This is a genomic window from Dorea sp. ICN-14282 (assembly GCF_037890115.1).
Lineage (GTDB): Bacteria > Bacillota > Clostridia > Lachnospirales > Lachnospiraceae > Dorea_B > Dorea_B phocaeensis.
Window position 1 is genome coordinate 77,950 of sequence record NZ_JBBKBH010000003.1, and the last position, 25,450, is coordinate 103,399.

General features: G+C 37.7%; 22 protein-coding genes and 1 pseudogene. 9 read left to right on the top strand and 14 right to left on the bottom strand.

What is annotated here, in order from left to right; translation table 11 throughout:
• Positions 1 to 128 precede the first annotated feature (128 nt).
• Entirely contained in the window at positions 129 to 860 is a 732-nt protein-coding gene (locus WKT00_RS08985) for an XRE family transcriptional regulator (RefSeq protein WP_117649057.1), read from the top strand.
• A 56-nt stretch (positions 861 to 916) separates the two neighbouring features.
• Positions 917 to 1,117, top strand: coding sequence for a helix-turn-helix transcriptional regulator (locus WKT00_RS08990; RefSeq protein ID WP_005344265.1), 201 nt, complete (start codon positions 917 to 919; stop codon positions 1,115 to 1,117).
• Between the two features lie 57 nt (positions 1,118 to 1,174).
• Here the strand turns inward: WKT00_RS08990 and WKT00_RS08995 are convergent, their stop codons facing one another.
• Positions 1,175 to 1,609: a flavodoxin family protein gene (locus WKT00_RS08995; protein WP_340263175.1), complete on the bottom strand. Its 435-nt coding sequence runs from the start codon at positions 1,607 to 1,609 to the stop codon at positions 1,175 to 1,177.
• Positions 1,606 to 1,980 (bottom strand): MmcQ/YjbR family DNA-binding protein, encoded by a 375-nt coding sequence (locus tag WKT00_RS09000; protein ID WP_270534166.1) that lies wholly within the window; start codon positions 1,978 to 1,980, stop codon positions 1,606 to 1,608. The genes WKT00_RS08995 and WKT00_RS09000 overlap by 4 nt, the downstream gene beginning before the upstream one ends.
• Positions 1,981 to 2,229: 249 nt before the next feature.
• Here WKT00_RS09000 and WKT00_RS09005 point away from each other — a divergent pair, with 249 nt between their 5' ends.
• The 3 genes and pseudogenes from WKT00_RS09005 to WKT00_RS09015 form a co-directional block, all read left to right on the top strand.
• On the top strand, positions 2,230 to 2,553 hold the full coding sequence (locus WKT00_RS09005; protein ID WP_015528451.1) for a MobC family plasmid mobilization relaxosome protein: 324 nt from the start codon (positions 2,230 to 2,232) through the stop codon (positions 2,551 to 2,553).
• A complete protein-coding gene (locus tag WKT00_RS09010) occupies positions 2,520 to 3,899 on the top strand; it encodes a relaxase/mobilization nuclease domain-containing protein (protein WP_054337251.1) in 1,380 nt (459 codons plus the stop codon). The genes WKT00_RS09005 and WKT00_RS09010 overlap by 34 nt, the downstream gene beginning before the upstream one ends.
• Before the next feature lie 40 nt (positions 3,900 to 3,939).
• Positions 3,940 to 4,570, top strand: a pseudogene (locus WKT00_RS09015) (transposase); the annotation flags it as partial.
• Here the strand turns inward: WKT00_RS09015 and WKT00_RS09020 are convergent.
• Positions 4,473 to 4,889, bottom strand: a complete 417-nt coding sequence (locus WKT00_RS09020) for a hypothetical protein (protein WP_340263186.1) — start codon at positions 4,887 to 4,889, stop codon at positions 4,473 to 4,475. The pseudogene WKT00_RS09015 and the gene WKT00_RS09020 overlap by 98 nt on opposite strands.
• 127 nt (positions 4,890 to 5,016) lie before the next feature.
• On the opposite strand from WKT00_RS09020, the gene WKT00_RS09025 reads away from it, so the two are divergent.
• On the top strand, positions 5,017 to 6,159 hold the full coding sequence (locus WKT00_RS09025) for an IS91 family transposase (protein WP_081018871.1): 1,143 nt from the start codon (positions 5,017 to 5,019) through the stop codon (positions 6,157 to 6,159).
• A gap of 409 nt (positions 6,160 to 6,568) precedes the next feature.
• On the opposite strand, the gene WKT00_RS09030 is transcribed toward WKT00_RS09025, so the two are convergent.
• The 9 genes from WKT00_RS09030 to WKT00_RS09070 form a co-directional block, all read right to left on the bottom strand.
• On the bottom strand, positions 6,569 to 6,931 hold the full coding sequence (locus tag WKT00_RS09030) for a metal-dependent transcriptional regulator (RefSeq protein ID WP_055059688.1): 363 nt from the start codon (positions 6,929 to 6,931) through the stop codon (positions 6,569 to 6,571).
• Positions 6,932 to 6,933: 2 nt separating this feature from the next.
• A complete protein-coding gene (locus tag WKT00_RS09035; RefSeq protein ID WP_055059660.1) occupies positions 6,934 to 8,433 on the bottom strand; it encodes an ABC transporter ATP-binding protein in 1,500 nt (499 codons plus the stop codon).
• Positions 8,430 to 9,173 (bottom strand): energy-coupling factor transporter transmembrane component T, encoded by a 744-nt coding sequence (locus WKT00_RS09040; protein WP_055059661.1) that lies wholly within the window; start codon positions 9,171 to 9,173, stop codon positions 8,430 to 8,432. Before WKT00_RS09040 ends, WKT00_RS09035 begins: the two co-directional genes overlap by 4 nt.
• Positions 9,173 to 9,760 (bottom strand): MptD family putative ECF transporter S component, encoded by a 588-nt coding sequence (locus WKT00_RS09045; protein WP_055059662.1) that lies wholly within the window; start codon positions 9,758 to 9,760, stop codon positions 9,173 to 9,175. Before WKT00_RS09045 ends, WKT00_RS09040 begins: the two co-directional genes overlap by 1 nt.
• Before the next feature lie 18 nt (positions 9,761 to 9,778).
• The gene (locus tag WKT00_RS09050) at positions 9,779 to 11,527 is read right to left on the bottom strand and encodes an ABC transporter ATP-binding protein (RefSeq protein ID WP_055059663.1); all 1,749 of its coding nucleotides are present in this window, start codon (positions 11,525 to 11,527) and stop codon (positions 9,779 to 9,781) included.
• On the bottom strand, positions 11,524 to 13,272 hold the full coding sequence (locus tag WKT00_RS09055) for an ABC transporter ATP-binding protein (protein ID WP_055059664.1): 1,749 nt from the start codon (positions 13,270 to 13,272) through the stop codon (positions 11,524 to 11,526). Before WKT00_RS09055 ends, WKT00_RS09050 begins: the two co-directional genes overlap by 4 nt.
• Before the next feature lie 85 nt (positions 13,273 to 13,357).
• Entirely contained in the window at positions 13,358 to 13,570 is a 213-nt protein-coding gene (locus tag WKT00_RS09060; protein ID WP_118092818.1) for a cysteine-rich KTR domain-containing protein, read from the bottom strand.
• An 18-nt stretch (positions 13,571 to 13,588) separates the two neighbouring features.
• Entirely contained in the window at positions 13,589 to 14,206 is a 618-nt protein-coding gene (locus WKT00_RS09065) for a TetR/AcrR family transcriptional regulator (RefSeq protein WP_054337257.1), read from the bottom strand.
• Positions 14,207 to 14,738: 532 nt separating this feature from the next.
• Positions 14,739 to 15,014, bottom strand: a complete 276-nt coding sequence (locus WKT00_RS09070; protein WP_340263194.1) for a hypothetical protein — start codon at positions 15,012 to 15,014, stop codon at positions 14,739 to 14,741.
• A gap of 130 nt (positions 15,015 to 15,144) precedes the next feature.
• Between WKT00_RS09070 and WKT00_RS09075 the strand changes: the two genes are divergently transcribed.
• From WKT00_RS09075 to WKT00_RS09085, 3 genes are all read left to right on the top strand, one after another.
• On the top strand, positions 15,145 to 15,825 hold the full coding sequence (locus WKT00_RS09075) for a helix-turn-helix domain-containing protein (protein ID WP_340263196.1): 681 nt from the start codon (positions 15,145 to 15,147) through the stop codon (positions 15,823 to 15,825).
• Between the two features lie 5 nt (positions 15,826 to 15,830).
• Entirely contained in the window at positions 15,831 to 16,724 is an 894-nt protein-coding gene (locus WKT00_RS09080; protein WP_117823874.1) for an IS3 family transposase, read from the top strand.
• A 254-nt stretch (positions 16,725 to 16,978) separates the two neighbouring features.
• Positions 16,979 to 18,196: an IS256 family transposase gene (locus tag WKT00_RS09085; RefSeq protein WP_340263460.1), complete on the top strand. Its 1,218-nt coding sequence runs from the start codon at positions 16,979 to 16,981 to the stop codon at positions 18,194 to 18,196.
• A 130-nt stretch (positions 18,197 to 18,326) separates the two neighbouring features.
• On the opposite strand, the gene WKT00_RS09090 is transcribed toward WKT00_RS09085, so the two are convergent.
• Together WKT00_RS09090 and WKT00_RS09095 are read right to left on the bottom strand one after the other, a co-directional pair.
• Positions 18,327 to 18,659, bottom strand: a complete 333-nt coding sequence (locus tag WKT00_RS09090) for an alpha/beta hydrolase (protein ID WP_340263200.1) — start codon at positions 18,657 to 18,659, stop codon at positions 18,327 to 18,329.
• A 291-nt stretch (positions 18,660 to 18,950) separates the two neighbouring features.
• Complete coding sequence (locus WKT00_RS09095; RefSeq protein ID WP_340263202.1) at positions 18,951 to 25,433, bottom strand: amino acid adenylation domain-containing protein; 6,483 nt, start codon at positions 25,431 to 25,433, stop codon at positions 18,951 to 18,953.
• Positions 25,434 to 25,450 lie beyond the last annotated feature (17 nt).

The window sequence follows — 25,450 nt, forward strand, 5'->3', positions numbered from 1 at the left end:
TCGACATTCCGGAGATAGTCAAGTGACATCTTGGTTGTATTTTCTCCATTTCGGAGATTATTCTTGATTTTATTTCTAACATACGGTATAATGCATATAGAAAATTCAAATAGAAATGAGGCGAACAAATGCGTAATTTCGGGGAAATATTAGCAGAAAATAGAAAAAAGAAAGGATACTCTCAATCAGATCTGGTAGACCTGCTTTCTCAAGAAGGTATTCAGGTCACTACAAAAGCAATCTCCAAATGGGAGACCAATGCACGAGAACCAGCTTTACATGTTTTCCTGACACTTTGCCAGTTACTTGATATCGAAGATATATATGAATCCTTCTTTGGAGAAAACCCATATAACATTATGAGTGGATTGAATGAAGAAGGCAGAAATAAATTGATTGAATTTGCTGATATTTTGAAAGCTTCTAAAAAGTTTTCTCCACTGTCTGCAAAGATTATCCCATTCCATCATCCTGTAGAAATTACCTGGGAACCAGTTTCTGCTGGTACTGGAAATTACCTGGAGGATTCTGTAAAAGAAACCTATGACGTAGGACACCTTGCTCCTGAGCAGACTGACTTTGGTGTACGGATTTCCGGTGACAGTATGGAGCCACTTTATCATACAGGCGATGTTGCATGGATTCAGAAAAAAGATTCTCTTGCTAATGGTGAAATTGGAATCTTCTATCTCAACGGCAATACTTACATCAAGGAATTACACGATGAGCCAGATGGTGTTTATCTGATCTCTTTAAATCAAAAATATCGTCCTATCCAGGTTTTGGAATCTGACTCTTTTAAGATTTTTGGAAAAGTAATCGGGAAATGCAAAGGTGCAGAAATTCCGGGATTCCATTAAATTTCAACAGCAGGTTCATGATCCTGCTGATAACAATAAGCAAAGGAAGTGATTGAATGGCAATCAATAATACACTAAAAGATATTCGTGAAGAACGGAATCTCATTCAAGCAGATTTGGCTGAAGCCATAGGTTCCTGCAGCCAGACGATAGGCCGCATCGAACGTGGAGAACGTAATCCCTCTCTTGAGATTGCAATCCGGCTGGCACATTACCTGAAAGTGCCTGTAGAAGATATTTTTCAAGTTGAAGACTGAAGCACAACATCCAGAAAACCGAGGAGTAAAATCCCCGGTTTTCCTTTTGCTCAAAAATCAGTGTATTCCTTTTACGAAGTCCGCTGCGTTTTTCATATCTTCTTCATTCGGATGGCCTTTAGCAATACCTCCAACCAGTTTAAATGGTCCGAATGTGTCATACCCTTTACAGCCAAATTTTCCAACCACACTGGCATGTTTTTTATCCAAAATCTGCTCTATGGATTTATAATTCGCACTCCCACCATAAGTACAGATCAGAAATATCTTTTTGTCGTCCGGTAGATTCTTCTCTGCAAATTCCAATATCGACTGATGAAACTTTGAAAAATAGATTCCTGATGCAAACCCAATCATATCATAACTGCTCAGGTCTGCATCTGGCTGTTTCACAGCATCAATCAAATCCACCTGACATTCTTCTGCGATCCTCTTTACTAATTTTTCTGTATTTCCATGATGCACAGATGCGTATACTATCGCTGTTCTCATTTTTCTTCCTTTCCGTCTGCTCCGTCAATCAGGTCATAGCTCATATCCAAAAAGTCCAATATCTTCGCTTCACTGACTGAACCATCCAGTAAAATCGTGATCCAGTGCTGTTTATTCATATGGTATCCTGGTAAAAATCCATAAGTCTGAATAATCATGCTGGTCATTTCTGGATCGCACTTTACATCCATAATGTCAACCAGATCATTTCCCTCTAATCCCAGTTTCGATTTTTCAACCGTCATGATCACTGCATACCATTTCCCATTTTTATGTCGAAGTACTGCACTGTCCGATAGTTTACTCCATAAATATTCCGGCATTGTGCCATACTGTTTCTGCACATATTCAAAAATTTCTTCTTTCTTCACAATCTATTCAACTCCTGATTTTTCTGATATCCTGCCCATAATCATACCACATTTTCGTATCCCATACTACCTGCCAAATTCTTTTGCATTTTTCCGGTTCTCCTGACTTTAACTAATAGAGGGGTAAAACAGCAAGGACAGGAAGTGAGGATACACTTCCGGGAAATCCCAATTTAGGGTACCCTGCCCTAAATTGAAAAACGTTGAAAGCAACGATACTACTGTCCTCTCAGAAAGGAGAACCCACCAATGGCTGAAAGAAAGAGAAACAAAGAAATCCATTTTTATGTCACCGAAGAAGAAAGGAAGCTTATACGCAGGAAGATGATAGAATCAAAAACCAAAAACATGGGAGCTTATCTGCGTAAGATGGCAATCGATGGTTACATCGTCAACACCGATACCACCCCACTGAAGAAACAGTATGAGGAAATGCACAAGATTGGTGTAAATATCAACCAGATTGCAAAAAAGGTAAATACCACCGGAGATCTATATCCAGAAGAAATGCAAGAATTGAAAGAGATGGTGAAAGAATTATGGCGTATCTTAAAATCTTCCCCATTAAGGTAACTGACAAGAAAGCTCTGGACTATATTACAAATCCAGATAAGACAGATGAAAAACTGTTAGTTTCCAGTTTTGGCTGTTCCCCGGAAACTGCAGATCTTGAATTTTCTATGACAAGAGAAATGGCAAAAAAGAATGGAATGGATAAAGGCGATAACCTGGCATTTCATCTGATCCAATCATTTAAACCTGGAGAAGTTGATGCCGAAAATGCCCATCGCTTAGGTCAACAATTTGCTGACGAAGTGCTGAAAGGAAAATATGAGTACGTGATCAGCACACACGTTGACAAAAATCATATTCACAATCATATCATCTTCAACGCTGCAAGCTTTGTTGATCATCACAAGTATGTTTCCAATAAGCGGAGCTACCATAAACTCTGCAGAATCAGTAATCGTATCTGCCATGAAAATGGACTTGCCACCAGCATGCCAACCGGAGAAAAAGGTAAAAGCTATAAAGAGAACATGGAATATCATCGTGGCACCAGTTGGAAAGCCAAGCTACGTGTCGCAGTTGATAAATCAATCTGGACTTCCATCAACTATGAGGAATTTCTGCAAAAGATGCAGTTAGCCGGATATGAAGTCCGGCAGGGAAAGCACCTGTCCTTCCGTGCACCGGAGCAGAAGAACTTCACTTATATGAAATCTCTCGGAAGCTATTATTCCGAAGAAAATGTTCGCATCCGTCTGGCTAAAAATCGTAGCAAAGCGAAAGCTCCAAAGCATCTGTCCAGGGAAGCTCGCCTGTATATCAATATTTCCACTTATGTTACGACCGGCAATCGAGAAGGATTTGAACGTTGGGCAAAACTCAATAATCTGAAAGAAGCAGCCCGCACCTTCAACTATCTTTCCGAAAATAATCTGCTGAATTATGAAGATTTCCAACAGCATCTTTCTGATGTCGATGCTTCTGTTAAAGCGGCTGAGCAGAGAATAACGCAAATCAACAATGAGCTGAGCATGCAGAAAGTCATTCAGAAACACTGCGATTCTTACCGGCTTTGTCGTAAAGTAATTGAAGATTGTAAATCTGCTAAAAATCCAAAAGCATACCGCACCAAACATCAGGCAGAATACCAGCTCCACGATTCACTAAAAAAAGAGCTTCAGGATCTCGGCGTTACCAAAATCCCAAGCTCTAATAAAGTTCAAAAGCTGATTGAAAATCTTGAATCTGAACAGGCTACTACTGTCCGGGAAAAGCAAGAATTACAGAAAAAACAAAAGACACTGGATATCATTCAGCAGAATTTTACTGCACTGCTCGATGCTCCTGAAATCAATTCAGACTTACTTCCGGCAAAACGGAAACCTGTTTCCGTCACAAGAGATAAATAAGATTGCACTGACGACTCAATTATTGTCTTCTAAATCTTCCCAGCTTCAGGACAATGGCAGCATTAAAAATGGGGAAGTATCGGCATCTACCATTAACCAACCAGTATATCAACCAGCTGGCAGTCCAGTTTAAAACATCCACAAACCCTGATATGCGCCGTTATGAAAGACCTCACGTCAATGAAGTCTGGTGCGGAGATTCCAGTGTGGGACCTTATTTAAAAACTGTCGATGGTAAGAAACACCAGGTATATATCATTACGCTAATTGATGATGCCAGCCGCTTCATTGTCGGCATTGATGTCTTTTTTCACGATAACTTTGTAAATCTTATGTCGGTCATTAAGTCTGCCGTTGCAAAATACGGCCGCCCACAACTTTTTAACTTTGATAATGGCAGAAGCTATAAAAACAAGCAGATGGAACTGCTTGCAGCCCGGATCGGTTCTGTCATCCATTATGATCAGCCATACTCCCCGACACAGAAGGCAAAAATTGAGCGCTGGTTCCGCACCATGAAAGATCAGTGGATGGCAGGGCTTGATATCAGATAGTTTCATTCACTGGATGAACTCAGAGGAAATCTGTTTTCTTATGTACAGACTTATAATCAATCTCCGCACTCCTCTCTGAAAGGGGGGTCCCAACAGGACAGATATTTTTCCGAACCCAGCCTGTTCCATAGCATCTACGTCTTGTTTCCGGCATCAACAGCAAGAACTGCTCCATGACCTCTTCTAAAAGAAGATATCTTGGATTCAGGAGAATCATATCGTCCATGATTCCTATTACAAACCAGTAAAATTCCTCCACAAATCCTTCCACGTCCTGATCCGTATCTGAATACCATTGATTCAACTGGCATATCATTCTCACCTGTTCTTCATCCGTCAGTTCCATATCCATGAAGTAAAGTATCCGTCCTCCCGAATTACAAATCCGGAATTTTATTTCTTTCTCATTTTCATTCAGCATTCTTCCCTTTCCCATGTGTCCTCCATTGGTAATTTCTACAATTCATCATAAAAAAGTGTCTTCGACACTTCAGCTCTCCTGCCCCTCATTCATGAGGGGATAAGGGGTTTCTTTTTTATTTAAAATACTTCATAATGGTTCTATGAATATACTACAAAAAATTTTCAAAGAGCATTATGAAGAAATGATCTATCTCCAGCATCCTCGTGACTCCGTTATCGAAAATGTTGATAAAATGATCAATTGCGGGAATCCCTCTTTTGGTGGTGCTATGTACGGTTGTGGACACTGCGGTAATCTTAAATTTGTCCCCTTTCGCTGCAAAAGTCGTTTTTGCCCGACCTGCGGCAATAAATACTCCATTGACCGCACTACTTCTATGTCCTTTAAGATCATAAAAACTCCTCATAGACATTGTATTTTCACCATTGCCGAAGAACTCCGCCCTTTTTTCTTAAAAGACCGTTCCCTTTTAAACTGCCTTTTTTCAGCCGTCAACAGTGTAATCTCCCGTATGTTTTTCAAGATCAATAAATCTCAGCGTTTTACCCCTGGTTTTATCTGTGTCCTTCACACTTTTGGACGTGATCTTAAATGGAATCCCCACATTCACTGTCTTCTCTCTGAAGGCGGTGCTGGAACCTCTATACCCTGGCGCAAGGTCGACCATTTTAACTACCGGCTCCTTCGTGATTCTTTTCAGACCACTCTTTTAAGTGAACTTCTCTCCAGACTTGGAGACTCCTTTAAAAAAGTGAAATCCTCTATCTACGCCAATCATAAAAATGGTTTCTATGTCCGTGCACTTCCGAATAAATGTGAACCATCCAAAGTCATTAAATATATCGGTCGCTATCTTGGCCACCCTGTCATCGCAACTTCTCGTATTGATTCTTACGATGGCGACTTTGTTACTTTTCATTACAACCGTCATGAAGATGAAAAGCTGATTACCGAAACTGTTCCTGTACTTGACTTTATCTCTATGCTCACTCAGCATATCCCGGAAAAACATTTTAAAATGATTCGTTATTACGGACTCTATGCCAGACATCGTAAATCTGATCTGAAACTGCATCGGGCAATTTCAAACGAATACATTACAGAAGCCCAGCTTGCAAAGGAACTTAGAGAAAAATATATGAAAAATCCACCGGAAGGCATGACTTCTGCTGAAGTTCGCTCTATGAGCGACGATGAACTTCTGGATATGGATTACTTCTTTCACGAATTTGATGATATCAATGATGACGATTTTGGCGAAGAGGGTTTTTATATCTTTTAAACCACAACCGTCCTTTTAGTATGCCCGCCTACCGGCGGGCATCTTTCATTCAAGAGTGCTCCGTATGAGCAGTTTCCTATAAAGTAAAAAAAGACACCAAAAAACAATTCTTTGCTTTTTGATGTCATTTCTGTTTTTAGGCTGATGCCTGAACCAATATTCCAGAAGCCCAAACGGACTTCTCCGGTGTGCTTTGCACAATCTGCTTACTAATTCCGGACCGTTCCGGAATGAAATTTCTTATTCAGGGTATTCCCGAATGAAACTATTTACACATTTATCATAGCACTAGATTTTGTTTACGTCAATATTACAAGCACAATATATAGATGATGTTTGTTAGTACTTTATTGTTTAAATATATATTACAAAACCAGAATAATCTATTTGATGCTACTGCACCATTACTCTATTTTTTAACTGAAGCTTTCAATTTTTGAAAAGACTCTTCACTAATCGCATGTTCTATCCGACAGGCATCCTGCTCTGCAGTTTTCTGATCAACCCCGACAGCTACAAGCTGTTCCGTGAAAAACAGGTGGCGTTCATAGATTTTTTCAGCAACATCTTTTCCCATATTGGTCAAATGCAAGTAACCATCTGCATCAACTGTAAGCAATCCTTCTTTCTTTAATAGACCTACCGCATGGCTGATGCTTGGCTTGCTAAAACCCATATGCAGAGCAAGGTCAACAGAACGAACCCTACCTTTTTTCTTTTGCAAAACAAGTATAGCTTCTAAGTAATCTTCTCCAGACGCATGAATATTCATCATCAATTGCCCTCAAAATCAAAGAACCTTTGTAGTCGTTCCCTGCTTATTCTGTTCCAACCGTCACTCCATAGCACTTTTCCATTTTCAATAAATACAAAGTAGTTACAGCATTCCGCAATCAGTTCCGGATCATGAGTAACTATAAATAATGTTTTTCCTAATGCACTCAATTCCCGTAAATTTTTTGCTACTTTCTTCATGTGACGATAATCCAATCCGCTTGTAGGTTCATCAAAGACAATAATCTGTTTATCGGACGCAATCGCACTGGCAATGGCTACCCGCTGTTTCTGTCCTCCAGACAATGACATCGGATGTGCTTCCTTAAACTCTGAAATATGCAGATTTTCCATAATCTGTTCTGCTTCAAGCATTGCCTTTTCTTCATCTGTATTGTCCAGGCTAAGCAAAATTTCATCCATCACACTTTCTGTAAAGAGCTGATGGTTTACATCCTGCATAACCATATAGCAGACTTTAAGTCTCTGATTTGCCATATATGTTTTTCCATCCATGCTCATGCAGCCTTTCCCTGCCTGAAGTAGTCCGCACAGATTATTAGCAAAGGTAGTTTTTCCGGCTCCATTGTTGCCGATTACTCCTACCACCGAACCTTGCGGTATCATCAAATCCGATATATCCAATACCTTATGCTTTTTCTTCTTCCTCCCGGAAGAATCTTTATAAGAGGCTTCAAAGTCCCGAATATACAGTTGTTTTGTTGCACTGACTATACTTTGCGTTTTGCTAAAATCCTCTGATTGTAAAGTTCTAAGTCCCAAAGTATGTAATTCATCTGTAGATTTTTTTCTAAAATCCGAAACGGCATGGTTTTCTTTTATATGCCCATCTTCCATAAGTAAAACCCTATCTGCAATATCCATCAGATAATACAAGCGATGCTCAGCAATCACAATCGTTTTCCCCTGTGATTTCCATTTCCGTAGCACATTTTTTAATTCTCTAATTGACCGAATATCCAGATTTGAAGATGGCTCGTCCAATACAAAAATTGATGGTTCCATTGCCGATACAGATGCGCAGGCAATTTTCTGTTTTTCCCCGCCAGATAGTGCAAATAAGCTCCGATTCAACAAATCTTCAATTTTTAACGCATCTACCGTTTTTTCGATTCGTGAATTGATTTCTTCTGTGTCAATTCCCAAATTTTCACATCCAAACGCAATCTCACTTGTAGTATCTACCGTAAAAAACTGTGTCCTCGGATTCTGAAAGACAGAGCCAACTACACCCGACAGTTCATATAAGGATACATTCTTTACATCTATTCCTTCTACAATCATCTGTCCGGTAAGTGTCCCCTCATAATAATGCGGGATAAGCCCATTTATTAAACGTGTAAGAGTTGTCTTTCCACAACCTGACTCTCCGCAAATCAAAACAATCTCTCCGTCATGGATTGTCAAATTTATATTTTTGATTTTTCCTTTTGAACTACCTTGTTCATATTGAAAAGATACATCTTTAAACTCTATCATTTCAGCCCTCCCGAAAAAAGCAGAAACACCAACAGGGCAACCGTAACAATAAACATAATCACAAAGTCTTTCCAATGGAAACCGATTTTACAAATACTTGTTCGTTTTTTACCGTTTCCTAATCCCCTTGTTAACGCTGCCGCTGACAGGTCATTCCCTATTGTTACTACGGACATCATAAGAGGGACAATTCGATATTCTAATACTGCTTGTGGATTCTTAAAAAAATTTTTTTCCGTAATTCCTCTCATACGCATAGCGTTTCCAATAGATTCCGCTTCTTCGAAAATTGTAGGAAAGAACCGAAACATAACAGAAAACGGAATAATAAATGCTTCTGGTATGTGCATACGCTGCATGGCAAGGACAAATTCACTAACCTTTGTGGTCGAAAGAAGATAGTAGCCCATCATGGCGCTGGGAAACCATCTTGTTCCAAATTGAGCTAGCAGCGATATTATAATTGTCCCTATCAGTCCCATATACGGAACAAGAAACACGTTTACCGTCCATGAAACAATAAAAACAATCAAATAGATGATGGCAACCTTTTTCCTCCTGCCCGAAAGGAGGAGGAAAAAGGGCACTAATGCCAGAACCGGCTTTAACCAGAAACTAATACCGTCCGTTTTTCCGTCAATCATTACAATACTGAATATTACCAGCATATATAGCTTTGTTCTTGGGTCAAGCCAGAAACGCCGCTCCGAATCAACTGACAGTAATAATTCTGGTTTCATTAAACAATGCCCGCCTTTACAAAATGCTTCTTCAAAATTGCCTTGCCTAAATAAGCGCCGATCACTCCGCCGACGATGCCTAAAACAATAACTACCGGTAGCATCCAGTTAGCGGTAAGACCCATAACGGCATTGATGTATTCATCCGTACCTCCCTTGCTTCTATAAGCCTCAAAAAAGGTATCTCTCATAATCCACATAGGCAGCATGGAGCCGATTACCCATTCGGTAAACACGCAATATCCCAGCACAGTATGTTTCCAGCTTTTATATTCGCCAGCCTTAAAGATCAAATCAGCCAGGAAACCTAATACGATTCCAAACGGAATTGAAATCCAGCTTTGTCCCATCAGAAAGCAGAGGACACTGACCAACGTACCCATAATAGTAGCCGCGCCGAATTTCCCTGTCTTTGTCAGAAACAGCATGAACGGGATGCCGCCCAGTATTCCCAACACCAATGGAATGATAACTGCAAAGATAGGGATGTACCCCAGCATACCCGTGATAAAGAACATCACAAAGTAGATGACAGTAAAGATACCAATGTTGATAAAGTCTTTTGCGTTCAATTTTTTCTTGTCCATTGTAGGAACTCCTTTCTTTTATGCAAGGCTGTCTGCCTTGATTTTCCAACCGATAGCTTTTTCTCTCATGCCAACAAAATCCGCATAAATACCTGCTTGCTTGATAAGTTCATCATGCGTACCTTGCTGAGAGATTTTACCACGGTCGATAACGATGATTTGATCCGCATTTTTTACGGTTTTCAACCGATGGGCAATCATAATAATTGTTTTCCCCTGTGTCAGCGCTTCAATCGCTTTCTGAAGCTCTGCTTCATTTTCGGGATCGACATTTGCTGTGGCCTCGTCAAGAATAATGATGGGCGCATCTTTCATAATCGCTCTTGCAATAGAAATCCTCTGCTTTTCGCCGCCGGAAATGGTCGCACCGCTTTCTCCGATTACCGTCTGGTAGCCCTCCGGCAATGCTGAAATGAAGTCATGGCACCTTGCCGCCTTTGCTGCCTTCACCACATCTTCATGGGTAGCGTTAGGGGAACCAAATTTAATATTGTTCTCAATCGTGTCCGGGAACAGATACACATTCTGAAATACCATGCTGATATTTTTCATCAGGCTGTCCAGCTTGTAATCTTTAACATCAATGCCACCGATACGGACACTTCCGCTGTCAACATCCCAAAAGCGCGCGATTAGATTTACCAGTGTTGTTTTTCCAGAACCCGACGGGCCGACAATCGCCGTTGTGGTTCCTTGTGGAATTGTGAGCGATACATGGTCGATCACTTTTTTATCCCCGTAAGAAAAACTCACATCCTGCATTTCAATATCCAGCCGGTCTGGGGTCTGCTCTTTGCCGTCAATGTCAATCTGAGGACTTTGGTTGATTTCCTCCACACGATCAATAGAAGCATCGATCATTGAAAGCATAAAGAACATTTCTCCCGCGCTTTCCAACTGGCTATATACCATGAACGCCGATACTAAGATTATCAGACAATATGTTAATTTCAGCGTACCGTTTACAAAAAGTGCGATAGAGCAGAAAGCAGCGGCGGCACTGGCAATCCGAAGGACAACCTGCTCAGCGGCTATATAGGGAATCCGCTGCCTTTCAATAAGCTGGTTTTTCTTCTGCGTTTCGTCAATGGATTTTTCCAGCGTGGTATTTGACTGCTTTGCCATGTGGAACGCCCGCACAACACCCATTCCCTGTATGTATTCCAGTACGGCGTCCATGAACTCCGTCTGCGCCTCTAATCGTATGGGAGATAATCTCTTGGAGCAGCGCAGGAGCATTGTGTTGATTACCATGAACAAAATCACGCCAACCAAAAAGATCAAACTAATCTTCCAGCTAAAGTAGCACATGGCAATAGAAAAAATACTGGCGTGGATTACTCCCACCAAAGTCCGCACGATGATAGCAAAGGACATACTTTCAAGGTCACTCATGGTCGCTGTTGAAACGGATGTGAGATTGCCCAGACTATGGCTGTTGAAATAGCCCATCGGCATATATTTCATGCGGTTGCCAATTTGAATCCTCTTGTCCTCACACATTCGGTAGCTGCCTTCGCCTTCTTTGCCATGCGCCAAATACCAAAAAATAATGGTGCCGATCACACTGACTAGCATAATACCAAAGGCAAGCAGAGCGGTCTGTGTAGTAATATTGTCACGAACTAATCCATCCAAAACTACCAGAAGAGCAGCAAATTGCAGAGCTTCTAAAATACAGCGTATGATTTCATAAAAGAGTCCCAAATACCAATTCCGGCTCTGGTGGCCCGCAAATTCAAAGAATTTCCGAAATGAACGTATCATATAGTTTTCACCTCCTTTGCATCCATGTGCGCTGTCCACATCGTATGGTAAAGACTGCACTCTTTTAACAATTCCTCGTGCGTTCCCTTTGCCTGAATCGTTCCGTTTTTAACAACAACAATTTGGTCAGAATCTATTATCGTTGATAAACGATGAGCAATAACAATCAAGGTTTTACCCTTTGTCAGTCGGCTGATTGCCTCCTGTATAACTGCTTCATTTTCCGGATCAGTATATGATGTTGCTTCATCAAGAATCACTATAGGAGCATTTTTCAACATGGCTCTAGCAATCGCAATTCTCTGACGCTCTCCGCCGGATAAATGACCGCCAGCACCCCCGACTATAGTTTCGTATCCATGCTCAAGATTCACAATAAACTCGTGACAGCCGGATTTTTTTGCAATCTGTTCTACTTCGTCATCACTTGCCCCCGGTTTTCCCATACGGATATTATTACGCACTGTATCGTTAAACAGATAGTTGTCCTGCGATACATAAGAAATCAAATCGTTCAGTTGGTCAGTGGAAATTTCTTTGATACTTTTATCTCCAATCGTAATCAGTCCTCCTGTTACATCCCAAAAGGACGCAATCAATTTTGCAATCGTTGATTTTCCGCTGCCGGACGGTCCTACAAAGGCTGTAGTTTTCCCTTGTGGAATTATCAAATCAATTCCTTTTAAAACCTCTTTTTCATCATATGCAAAATGCACATTTTCCAGAGATATATCAAGATTTTGTAAATTACACGCTTCCTTTGGTCGAACAAGTTCTGGCTGATTCAATATACTGTCAATCTCTCCCATTACCGTACTTATTTTTGCAATATCATCGGTAAAAAACATAGCCGCAACAAGAGGTCCTGCAATTCCTAATGACAAAACTGTTACTGTAATAAAGGTTGCTGCTGACAGAGTGCCATTCATATAAAACAGACACCCCACCGGAAGTACACTAATCAGTGCAGCAGGCCATACGCTCATCATAATCGCCGAATATTTTTGTGTATCTTTCATCCAGTCTAAGATCAGATCTGCGTTTGCATGGACGGCATCTGTAAATTTCTGATAGGAATTATCTGCCTGATTAAATGCCTTAATGATTTCAATACCGCCGATGTATTCTACCGTTGTTGCGCTCATGTGATTTCCAGCTTTTACAACTTCCCCATACTTCTTGGGATATTCCTTCATCATTCCCATGTAGCACATCATTCCAACAGGAATAGTAATCAGCGATACTAACGCCATTCTCCAGTCCAAGATGAACAGATAAACGATGATTGCGATTGGTACAAGAAGATTTGAAGTCATTTCCGGGATTACATGAGCAAGGGGAACCTCTAACTGTTCAATTCGTTCCACCATGCCATTTTTTAGCTGCCCGGACGGAGTATTGAGAATATAGCCCATAGGCACTCTGGTAAGTTTTGAAGCAATTTTCCGCCTTGCCTCGGACAGCACTTCAAAGGTTGCTTCATGGGACGCCCTCGTGGAAATTCCCATCAATATTGCTTTTAGGACAAAGCAGCCGCCGGAAATCAGACACCATACCATGTAAAATGATAAATCTTGATTCCCGGAGAGTAACTCAATCGTCATTCTAGCTGTTGCAAAATAGGGGACGATACCAAAGGCAACTCCCAACACAGCAAGAACAACAGAAACGATGTAGCCAGTCTTATGCGGTCTGGCAAACTCTACAAGCCTGCCAAACGGATTTCCGCCCTGTGACTGATTCATATAAATCCCTCCTTTGGTTAGATTTCACTAACTCTTATTCAAAAGAATAAGCCGATAATCTGTCATGTAATTTTACACAAACAAATTATCGGCTCTGCGTCTTAGCGTCTGGCACTACTGATAATCGTATTTTCATGTTGTCAACATCTATCAAACATTCCTGTTTGCATTTGGGACAAAATATTGGAAAGTTTTTCAATGAAGTGTCTGCCCGTATCTTTGTCCGCGTTCTGCATTTACAAAAAGGGCAGTGTATCCATCCGCTTTCGTCCACACAAAATTCTTCTGTTTTCTGCATTTCCTTCGCACCTTCTTTCTATTTCCGGTAATATTCTTTCCAGCCATTCCCATAAAAAGCGCGTAACTCATTGATATAATTCTTTGCTTCTTCCATCGGCATATCATGAATCACCACTTCAAATATACCAGAATAAAAAGCACTGGAAACAACGTGCAGGAATCCATCTGTAACTCGCCCTTCCGCCAGAGTTTTACTTCCAACTTGAATCAAGAATTTCTTTGTGCAGTTCGTATCCAGTTCTACTAATCCTTCTAAAAATTCCTGATAGTAATTTCCCGGTGCTCCGGTAATCAGCAGCTTAAATTCAGAAAAATATTCATAGATATATGCAATCACAGCTTCAAAACCACGATCTGAGTATTCCATAAATTTTTCGTTCTGCTCGTGCCCCGTCAAAGAAGAAAAATCACTTAATGATTGCCGCAATAACTCTTTCAGACCTTTAGCTACCGGTTCCACAAGAAAGCGGAACAATCCCTCTTTATCTGAATACCGCGTATATATTGTACTGGTGCTGACACCGGCATTTTGAGCAATCGTCCGTATCGAAGCATCTGTATAGCCTTTTTCTAAAAATTCTTCTTTCGCGCAGGAAAGAATTTTCTCGTCAAATCCTTCAATCCTACTTGCCATCGCTCATCCACCTTTCTTATTAAAACGGTGTTTTCAAAACATCGTATTCAAAACACTGTTTTAATTATAGCAGGAAAATCTCCTTTGTCAAGGGGGATTGACATTTTAATTTTAATTTTTTTTACTTAGCTAAAGTAAAAAATCAATTTTCATTGCTGCGGAGGTAAGTTGATTTTAGTTTTGCCCTCAAATTTCACTTGATATTTCTGGTTATTCTCAAAAACAGCAGTAGAAATTACTCTTACACTACAGAATCAATGATTTTCGGTGAGGTTCAAGAATATAAAAAATGCAACTAATTTTTTCTTGTTCATGCTTTTTAACTATCATGACTAAATTCTACCGAAAAATCAATTTTGAAAATGAAAATAATCTTTTTACTTCACCCAATTTTTCCTTATTTTCAGTAAAGCACTTTATTAAATTGTGATATCTCAAAATTTCTTACTTTATAAAAATCATTTATAAAGAATTATTTCTTTTTACATCCGAATAAGTCGATTAATCATTTTAATATTTGCCCGAAAGAAAACTATACTAAAATAAACCCCAGAATATCCTCCGCCACGATTTCCCACGCAGGATCTAACATCATATCATGGCAATGCTCCTGATAAATAATCAATTTTGCCTTGAAAATTTTAGCAGTATCCAGAAGCACTGATATGGGCATACAATTATCATTTAATGACCCCATAACTAATGTCTTATAATTCCACTCATAACCTACAGGTACTTTCTTGCGAATCATTAAAAGTTCAATTTGCCTTGACTCATCAGTAAACTTATCCAGATAAACGCTTTCCACACTTTCATCTAGGCGATTAGAAAAGTAGAAACAACGTTTACTCCTCATTATATTATGAAAATGATATGCTCCCTTTTAGGTAGACAAGTAAAATAATATAAAACTTGTTACCTGAAAGGGGGTATTTTTATTGGGAAGAAAAGCAAGATACAGTGCTGAAGAAAAGATAAGTGCAGTTCAAGAATATTTAGATGGAAAAGGCAGTATGAAGACGATTGCACAACGTTTAGGTATAGCCTTTCAATCATTCAAACAATGGGTAAAAAACTATGAAGCGATGGGAATAGATGCGTTTAAAACCAATCATAACAAACATTATTCCAAAACAGAAAAAGAGCAAGCAGTCGCAGCATATTTAGCCGGCGAAGGTTCTCATATAGAAATTTGTCAAAAGTTCAAAATTCTTTCGACCAGTCAACTCAGAAGCTGGATTAAGAAGTATAATGGTCATGAGGAGCTAAAAGCTTCCAGAATGGGAGATACAGGCATCATGACCAAAGGAAGAAAAACGGCATTTAATGAACGGGTAGAAATTGCGGCATATTGCATTAGCCATGATCATAATTACACTGAAACATCTGAAAAATTTAAAGTTTCTTATCAGCAGGCACGAAACTATACGGTTAAATATGAAAACGGTGGAATTAATGCACTACAAGACAATCGTGGCAAAAGGAAATCAGAGAATTCTCTTTCAGAAATTGAAAAACTTCAAGCAGAATTGAAGATGGAAAAAGCCAAGCGGAAAAAAGCTGAAATGGAGACATCATTCCTAAAAAAACTCGACGAAATAGAGAGGAGGCGGGGTTAAGCCTGTTGAGGCAAGGGCAGATTTATCAGGCAATTAAAGAGGAAAACGAAACATACGGTTACCCAATCAGTGCACTTTGCAAACTTGGAAATGTAAGCAGATCTGCTTATTATAAATGGCTTCATAGAGAGATTCCAGCTAATGAAATTAAAAACTTGCGTATTTCAGATGCAATCGAAAAGATACACACGGATTCTCCTGACAAAGGCTATCGAAGAATACGAGATGATCTGGAACGCTATTATGGAATAAAGGTAAATGACAAACGGGTTCTTCGTATTTGCAGAAAGAAAAATATTAAATCCACAATTAAATATGCTAACAATGGATGCACACGTCAATCCGCAAATCCACAATACATAGCGGAAAATGTATTAAACCGAGAGTTTTTTGCAGATGCACCTAATCAGAAATGGCTTACAGATGTGACGGAATTTAAATATTACATCGGTTTGGAAAAACATAAGGTGTATCTTAGTGCAATACTAGATTTGTATGATAGACGGATTGTGTCCTATGTAATTCGAGATAACAATAATAACGCATTGGTCTTTGATACTTTCGACAATGCCATTGCCAGTAATCCAGATGCACGCCCGCTGTGTCATAGTGACAGAGGATTTCAATATACAAATCGAAGCTTCCACAATAAACTGGAAGCTGCCGGAATGACGCAAAGCATGTCCAGGGTTGCAAAATGTATTGATAATGGTCCGATGGAAGGATTCTGGGGGATTATAAAAAGAGAACGTTATTATGGGAAAAGATTTACGAGTCGTACAGCACTTGTGGGCATGATTGAAAGCTACATGGAATATTACAACAATAGACGATTACAAAGGAATCTTGGAGTTTTAACCCCAATGGAAAAACATGAACAATATATATTGGCAGCATAAAAACTGCCACCAGTTTTTCATCTAGTGGCAGAAATAAATTTTATTTTTTTAATTGTCTACTTGACGGGAAGCAGTTCAAAATTAACAAGGAAGGCTTTTTGAAGTCTTTTTATTACTGGACTAGGAGCCAAAAAGACAACGGCATGGGAGTATCCTAAAGTTTGTGTAAACCTCCAAACTGATGTAAGATAAAATTACTCAGTTTGGAGGTTATTTTTATGGCAAGAAGAAAAGACAGCCCACAAAAAGCGGCAATGAGAGAAATGATGCGAGATTATCTGAAGAATAATGATATCAGCATCAAAGATGGCACCGATGTGAACAGTATCATGCGTGACATGATGTCTGTCCTTTTGGAAGGTGCTTTGGACGAGGAACTGGATGAGGAATTAGGATATTCCAAGTATGACTACCGAAACAAAGAAACAGACAATAGCAGAAATGGACATTCCAGTAAAACCATGCATACCAGCTATGGAGATATGGATGTGGCTATCCCAAGGGATCGTAACGGTGACTATGAGCCTCAGCTGATCAAAAAATATCAAAACACAGTAACTCAGGACATGGAAGAAAAGATACTTTCTATGTATGCTAAAGGGATGACAACCGGAGACATTGAATCCCATATGCGTGAATTATACGATATTGATATTTCTGACAGCACGATCAGCCGGATCACCGACAAGATCCTGCCGATTGTAAAAGAATGGCAGGAACGCCCTTTGGAAGAAGTGTATGCTGTAGTATTTATGGATGCAATCCACTATCATGTCCGCAGTGAAGGACGTATTGTAAAACGTGCGGTTTACATTGCCCTTGGTATCGACATGAATGGGAAAAAAGATGTCCTTGGAATGTATGTTGGAGAGAACGAAAGTGCAAAGTTCTGGCTTTCTATCATGAATGGATTAAAAAACCGGGGCGTTGAGGATATCCTGATCGCATGCGTTGATGGTTTAAATGGATTTCCACAGGCAATCGAGGCTGTTTATCCAAAAACAGAGATTCAGCAATGCATCATCCATCAGATCCGTAATTCAACGAAGTTTGTTTCATACAAAGACATCAAAAAACTGATGGCTGATCTGAAGCTTGTATATGCAGCTCCAACGGAAGAAACAGCTTTAAATGAGTTAGAATTGTTCAAAGATAAATGGGATTCCAAGTATCCAAAGATTTATAAATCCTGGCATGATAACTGGGCAACCCTGTCCACTTATTTCAAATATCCAGAGGCAGTAAGACGCCTGATTTACACCACAAATGCCATTGAAGGATTCAACCGCCAGCTGCGGAAAGTGACCAAAAGCAAAACGGTCTTTCCGTCAGATGACAGCCTTTTAAAAATGCTGTATCTGGCAACCATGGATATCACGAAAAAATGGACCGGTCACAGGCAGGACTGGGGACAGATCCATTCCCAGCTTGAAATTTATTTTGAAGAACGTCTGGCAGGACGGAACCTGTAAAGCAGTCAATTTTAGGCAGGTTTTATTGACATGCCTAAAAACTACTGTATAATGCAGATATGGGCAGAATCCGGAAAATCGGCTCTGCCCATTTGTAACTATTCACAAATCTTATATCAGTTTTTAACGTTTACACAAAACTTGAAACGGTCTCAACGGCATCTAATTTAGGCGAAAACTTAGTAATATATTTTTCCACTATTGCAGTTCCTAACGAATGTGAAATAAAATAAACTTTTCCACTAATTTCTCCCACCACTTCATTGAGATGTTCCATATAGTCATTTATTTTCACTTTTGGATTTGGATTACTAAAATTGACCACTATAACACTATATCCTCGTTTTACAAAGAACGGCTTAAAATTATCCTCCCAGCACCATGGACCATGATAAGCGCCATGAACTAACACTATTGTTCCTTTATTAAATTTACTAATTATTTTTTCTGATTCAAATTCCATCTTAATCTCCATTCCGCTGCCTTTCAGTCAACGGCACAAATAGTAATGAAAGATTCCCCCCTTACTCTGTGCAATAATAGTTTCAAGAAGCTATACTACAAAGCACGGGAGGAGGAGTTGTAAATTCTTTCTCTTTTTAGACAGCTTATTTAAGTGCACTCATTTATATCTGTCCTCTACTTTCTTTCACACTAGTCACTCCTAAAAAATTCTCATGAGCTAGCACAATTAAAAAGATATATTAACGACTGCTCTCAGTAAAGGTTTGAGAGCAGCCATATCAATTGTTTCTTAATTGCAGGATATTATAAACAGCCTTTGTTCTATAAAATGCATATCAGGATATACTTCTACTTTTTCTATCCTATCATTGTTAAATATACGTTTCCATTCTTCAACACTTCTAAATGTCTCACTCTCTGTACTATTATCAATATCCTCCATCATAAATACCTGAGAAACCAGTATTTCTAAAGACTCTGCCACTTGCTCAATGATAAATATTTTTCCTCCAGGTCTTACCAAATTTATCATTTTTTCAAACGTACTATCTATGTGTTTTGCGTTATTCAGCACTCCGTTAGCAATTATTATATCCACCTTGGAATCAAAATTTAAGTCATCTATGTTTAATTGTGAATATAATATATTGTCTATATCTGCATATCTTCGCTGAGCCTCTTTTAAAAAGAATTGTGAAATATCGGTATAAAAATATGTTACCTTATTATTTTCTTTAATTAGCTCAAGTACGGCATCCGTCGTAGAACCTGTTCCTGCTCCTAATTCTAAAATTTCTAACTTTCCATTCGATTGTTCAACCATTTTCAACGACTTTAGAACTAAATTATTTAAAAATTTGAACACAAACGTTTCTTTATATAATGCATTTGCATAGTCAAATTTCCCTTCTGGAAACAGTAAATGTGTTGGGTTCACATGTCCCGAAAATAGCTCTGAAAGTTTTTTAATATTGTTAAGTAAATATTCGTTTCCTAACTCACTACACAATTTTCCATTCCAAAGTGCTAACATTTTACTCCATGTTTCTTCAAATTGTTCCTCTGTTATATGTAAACATAACCTATACCGATTATTTGTAGCTTGAATAATTCCATATGCTTTCAAGTTTCTTAACCAACGCAACAATATTTTTTCATTTTTAGGAGCAATATTTAACTTTTCTTTCATTTCATCAAAAGTATACTCAGTATTATCGTCAGCAAAGATATCTTTGCTTTTCATAAAACAAATCATTGCATACAGAATACTTTCTTTCCTCTTATATAATGCAAATTGGATGAATAAATCATTTTCTATCAAAAATTTCTCTGTTATGGCTTCCTCTTTATAATCCGTAACCAGATCATTAACTTGCTCTATCTGTGATACTCCTAATTCATGCATTAAAAGTGTTGCTACTTTTTCAGCATTTTTTTCTGTAATACAATTATAATGATTTCCGTTTATCATTTCCTGTTTTATATTTCCTAATAAAATATCTTCCCATTTGATGGTAATCTCATCAAAACTTTCATAGGCTCCCTCCCTCTCCTTTACACTACAGTATGTTACATCCCCAAAATATATATCCGGAAGTGTTTGTAATGCTTCAAACGATTTTCTATATATACCAAAAAGAGCTTTCAAAGAGTTTTTACTATCGGAAAATTTTTGATACATTTCCCAACGTTCACTTTCTCCCCTTTTTATTAGTTCTACCATTTTCTCTTTATCTATATCATTTTGCAATATAGACAGCAATGTATTATCATCAACACTTGGGAGTCCTTGCTCCTTTACAGCCTCAAATACCGCTTTTAATATTCCTACTTGGCTAATCCCCAAGACAGTCTCTGAGATCCCCATACTATCCAAAAATAACAATTCTATAATAATAGAAGATTTAATATTAATGGGTATGCTCCCACCTTCAATGATTACCACATTATCGACATTTACATTTTGTTCCATTAGCATTCTTGCCATTTCAATTATAATACTTCCACTAAAACTATATCCAATTAACTGAATATTCTTCCATCCTTTTTCGTAAATATATTTTACATATTGACTTGCTAAAGTAGACAGAAGATTCTTTGTGTCAATTTGCATATATTTCGTATAATCGGCAATCCCAAATGCAACAACCCGTCCTATATTTTGTTTGGATAATGCATTTCCTAAATCTGAATAATTTTCAACAGTTCCTAATGCCCCATGTACTAAAATCCTTACTCTATCTACATTAGATGTCTCATTAAACTCTTTAACGAAAAATAACGGCAATTCTTCCTCTTTATCTTTAATATTATGCACTCTATGCTTACTTATATATTCAGCACAACCATGAACTGTAGGTGTATTAATCATCTCCCTCAATAAAGATTCAAATGGAATCTCTATTCTTAATTTTTCCCTAATTTTCGTTACCGCTTGAGCCATAATCAACGAGTCTGCGCCGTGATCATAAAAATTGTCCTCTGCTCCAAGCTGATCAATTTCCAAAATTTCTTTCCACACTTCTTGAATATTTTTTTCCAATTCACTTTGAATACCACTTTTATCGGAAATTCCAATTTTATCATTTACTATTTCTGGTACATATGTAAATAATTTTTTTGAATCGATTTTTCCATTTAGTGATAATGGAAAGTCATTTAAATAAATCATAGAGGATGGCATCATATATTCAGGTATATATCTTAAAATGTTATCCTTTATCTTCTCTCTGTTCACTAAGCATGTATTGGTCTTGAATTGTTTAATAAACAATACTGCCCCTAAATTATACAAAGACGACTCTTCCTCTGGAAATGTATTCGTAGAAGACGTTATATCACAAGTATCCAATACATCAATCCAGCCAGATGGTGGGATGAAAAAAGTGTCTTTCCTAATATCATCTTCCGGCTCCGTCATCATCAGTGCTTGTGAAGCCAATATCCAAGGCTCATTTCTAACTGGTTCAGAAAACAATAGATATCCTTGTGGTGCGACTAACTCCTTAATAATATTTATACTTTTTTTAATATCTTTTACATTTTCAAGTACATACGCACCAATAACTATATCAAAATAATTGGGTTGAAATCCTTGTTTTTTATAATCTTCATCAACATTAAATTGCCGCAAAACAACTCGATGGTTATCTTTAAAAAAATTCTTCGCTGCTGGGAAAAAATATTTTGTAATATCCGTAAAATAATACTCATAATCTGTATCTCCTAATGCTTGTATGATCGGTTTTGCTGTGGCCGCCGTTCCAGCTCCAATCTCTAATATTCTAATTTTTCTATCGGAATTATTTTTAATATATTCCAAAATAAAATGACAATAGTAATTATTAATAATCTTAGCAACAGAACTAGTCACATATAGTGCTTCCGTATATTTTGTTGAACCCTCTGGATATAAAACACCAACTGGATCTATATTTCCTTCCAATATTCCCTGCAATTGTACAGCATTGTCTTTAATGTAACTCATCAAGTTGATATCACCATATTCTTCAACCCAGTTCTCAAATACATCATTCATAAGATAAGAATATTCTTCATCTGAATAACATTTCACTATAGAATATTTTTCATCTTCTGTTTTTAAAATATAGCCTTTTTCTTCTAATACTTTTACCCAACGTGACAATAACCAACGATATTTGGGGGCAACTTTTTCGCTATTTATAATCTCTTCTAATGTACATCCATTATAAAGACAACCTACTTTAATCAAGCCATGTAATACCGAAATTAATGCTATCTCATCTCTTTTAGCAAAATCATATTTATAATTAGTCCTGTCTAATATCTGTTCAAATTCAACATTGACACATTCAAGACTTTTTATTAACTTTCTACTCTGCGCCAAAATAGCATCCTTCTCTTGAGAGTTTATTTTAGCAATCTCCACTACTGCTTCAATTGGCAAGTCTTTTTTTTCAGTATTAATTCGTACTACTGCATTACTTATTTCAGGTTGCATTACCAAAGCATTCTCTATTTCCCCTAATTCTATTCGATATCCTCGAACTTTTACTTGAGTGTCCATTCTTCCTAAAAACTCAATTTCACCAGTATCCATATATCTTCCAAGATCCCCCGTTGCATAAACGCGGCAATGATGAACCTTACTATAGAAGAATTTTTTCTCTGTCAATTCTTCATCTCCCAAATATCCATCAGCCAAACCTTCTCCTGCAATATATAATTCTCCCGGACACCCCACTGGACAATCCTCCCCATTATCATCTACTACGAAAAGTTGCTGGTTGGCAAGCGGTTTCCCATATGGAATACTTTTCCATCCATCTTTTATCCCGTCATATTCGTGTGAAATAGACCATATCGCAGCTTCTGTTGCACCTCCTAAACATATGATTTTCTCATATTTGTTGTGCTTTTTAATTTCTTCTGGCATCCCAAGTGGTATCCAGTCTCCCGATAAAAGGCACAATCTTATATTTTCTTTATAGGTCTGATCGTCTTCTTTTAAATATGCTAAATAGAGTTGCTTTAGTGCCGGTACAGAATTCCATATTGTTACACCATGTTCAACAATTTTTTCATGCCAATATTTAGGGTTCATATAGTTTGAATCATTCACATAAACAATTGATCCTCCAACTGATAGCATGCCAAATATATCATATACAGATAGGTCAAAATTTAACTTAGATAAAGCTAATACACAATCAGTTTTTGTAACACCATAAGTCTTATTTATATCACAAATCGTATTCAATGCAGCGTGATGAGACACAATTACACCTTTAGGCACCCCTGTTGTTCCAGAAGTAAAAATGACATATGCCGGCTTTTTCGTATCATAAGTTTTTATGTCAACCTTTTTTTCTTTGTTATAGTCTATTTCATTAACATTAATTTTTTTTGCCAAGCCATCATATTCTACTTCTGTTACTTTTAAAACAACACTACTATTACACTGTGAAATAATATTTTCTGTTCTTTTAACTGGGGACGTAATATCAATAGGAACATACGCTCCACCTAAATATAATACAGCCAACACAGCACCTATCTGATACCTATTTTTAGGTATCATAACTACAACTTTATCATTTTCTTTTACTCCCTCTTCCTGTAATCTAGCCGCAATACTAGCAGATAATTTTAACAATTCACCATATGTGATAGTTCCCAAATCATCATATATTGCCGGATAATTCGGATATATATTTGCAATTTTCAAAAAATCTGTATACAGCAACTTATCATCAAATATATCTTTTTTACAATTAACTTGTTCCCGCTGTTTCCTTTGCGCTTCTGGCAGAGCAATTGATAATTTATTCTCCCACATATCTTGATCGGCAGCCAGCTGATTCAAAATCATTTCAAAAATCTGAAACATATCTCTAATAAGTTGATTTTCAAAAACTCCTTTTCTTACATCCCAATTTATTTGCAGACCAAAATCTCCATCCATTGCCTGGCAGTCAATAAATACCTGTGGTGTTTGAGAAATTCCAATACCCTCATATTTACCCTGTAAAGAATTTTTTATCAAACCAATAGCGCTTGTAAAAACATATGGCATACTTGCATATTCTCTACCTTTTGTTTTAGATATATCACGGATTACATCTACACCAGAATATCCACAATGGTCTAAACTTTCAAATAATGTAGCATTAATATCCTGCGCCATATCTGAAAAAGTATCATGCAGATTCCGTATTTCTAATAATAGGATTTTTGTAAAATCACCAACAACTTTATTAATATTTTTATCTGAAGTCTCTCGATTTAAAACTGTCAAATTAAGGCAAACGTCTTTGTTAAAACTCCATTTTTTCAAAACTGTTCCATAGACGGTTAGAACTGCTGCGGTTGGTGTGATATTATGACTTGCACAATTCTTTTTAAACTTTTTCCATTCTTCAATTCCCATCCGCCGAGAATAACGTTCGAATTCTACAGTCTTAGATTTTCTTGTATTCAAATTAGGTAATGATGGTGCCAAACAAAAATGTGGCAATTTTTTTTGCCAAAATGCTCTGTCCTCCTCATACTTTTGACATTGCTTTTTACGTTCTTCAAATAATACATAATCTCTAAATGTAATATCAGTAGATGATTCCATGATATTATGGAAATATATGTCCTCAAATTCTTCCAAAAGCATCCATATACTTGCCCAATCCGCAACCAAAAAATCCATTGAAAAATGTAATCGTGACTTATCCTCAAATTGTGATACTGCAATTTCAAACATAGGCCATTTTTCTAATGGAAACACTTTTCTCCCAAAATCATCTCTAATTCTCTCAAGTTCCTTTGAACCATCCTCCATATTTTTGTATTCATGCACTTCAAAATATGGCGTCGTTTCTAACACTTTCTGATAACCAGCTTTATAGATAACTGTCCTTAGTGCATCATGTTTCTGGATTAATTTGTTCCATGCCATCTCCACTTTAGCAACGTCCAAACGTTCATATACAAATTCCTGATAAACGTGACACGCAGTATTTCCGTAGTCGTAATAATCTTCTCTTCCTAAAAGATATGCCGACTGAACTTCAGTTAATGGAAAAGCCTCATATCTTTTTACATCATCATGGACAATAATCAAATCCTGATTCTCTTTTTCCAGATACTCTATAATCTGTTCCTTATATTTTTTTAATTCTCGAAGTATATCTTGTGATAAAGTATTTGTACTTGCTTTATACTTTAATTTCCCATTTTCAGTCCATAAATCAATTCCCATATCTGCACATTTCTTCAATACATTTTTATAATCGCTCATATAACTCTCCATTCTAT

Bases quoted from the DNA above. Each gene is read 5' to 3' on its own strand.
- WKT00_RS08985 (WP_117649057.1), top strand. From the start codon at position 129: ATGCGTAATTTCGGGGAAATATTAGCAGAAAATAGAAAAAAGAAAGGA.
- WKT00_RS08990 (WP_005344265.1), top strand. From the start codon at position 917: ATGGCAATCAATAATACACTAAAAGATATTCGTGAAGAACGGAATCTC.
- WKT00_RS08995 (WP_340263175.1), bottom strand. From the start codon at position 1,609: ATGAGAACAGCGATAGTATACGCATCTGTGCATCATGGAAATACAGAA.
- WKT00_RS09005 (WP_015528451.1), top strand. From the start codon at position 2,230: ATGGCTGAAAGAAAGAGAAACAAAGAAATCCATTTTTATGTCACCGAA.
- WKT00_RS09010 (WP_054337251.1), top strand. From the start codon at position 2,520: ATGGCGTATCTTAAAATCTTCCCCATTAAGGTAACTGACAAGAAAGCT.
- WKT00_RS09020 (WP_340263186.1), bottom strand. From the start codon at position 4,889: ATGGGAAAGGGAAGAATGCTGAATGAAAATGAGAAAGAAATAAAATTC.
- WKT00_RS09025 (WP_081018871.1), top strand. From the start codon at position 5,017: ATGAATATACTACAAAAAATTTTCAAAGAGCATTATGAAGAAATGATC.
- WKT00_RS09030 (WP_055059688.1), bottom strand. From the start codon at position 6,931: ATGAATATTCATGCGTCTGGAGAAGATTACTTAGAAGCTATACTTGTT.
- WKT00_RS09035 (WP_055059660.1), bottom strand. From the start codon at position 8,433: ATGATAGAGTTTAAAGATGTATCTTTTCAATATGAACAAGGTAGTTCA.
- WKT00_RS09040 (WP_055059661.1), bottom strand. From the start codon at position 9,173: ATGAAACCAGAATTATTACTGTCAGTTGATTCGGAGCGGCGTTTCTGG.
- WKT00_RS09045 (WP_055059662.1), bottom strand. From the start codon at position 9,760: ATGGACAAGAAAAAATTGAACGCAAAAGACTTTATCAACATTGGTATC.
- WKT00_RS09050 (WP_055059663.1), bottom strand. From the start codon at position 11,527: ATGATACGTTCATTTCGGAAATTCTTTGAATTTGCGGGCCACCAGAGC.
- WKT00_RS09055 (WP_055059664.1), bottom strand. From the start codon at position 13,272: ATGAATCAGTCACAGGGCGGAAATCCGTTTGGCAGGCTTGTAGAGTTT.
- WKT00_RS09060 (WP_118092818.1), bottom strand. From the start codon at position 13,570: ATGCAGAAAACAGAAGAATTTTGTGTGGACGAAAGCGGATGGATACAC.
- WKT00_RS09065 (WP_054337257.1), bottom strand. From the start codon at position 14,206: ATGGCAAGTAGGATTGAAGGATTTGACGAGAAAATTCTTTCCTGCGCG.
- WKT00_RS09085 (WP_340263460.1), top strand. From the start codon at position 16,979: ATGAGAGAAATGATGCGAGATTATCTGAAGAATAATGATATCAGCATC.
- WKT00_RS09090 (WP_340263200.1), bottom strand. From the start codon at position 18,659: ATGGAATTTGAATCAGAAAAAATAATTAGTAAATTTAATAAAGGAACA.
- WKT00_RS09095 (WP_340263202.1), bottom strand. From the start codon at position 25,433: ATGAGCGATTATAAAAATGTATTGAAGAAATGTGCAGATATGGGAATT.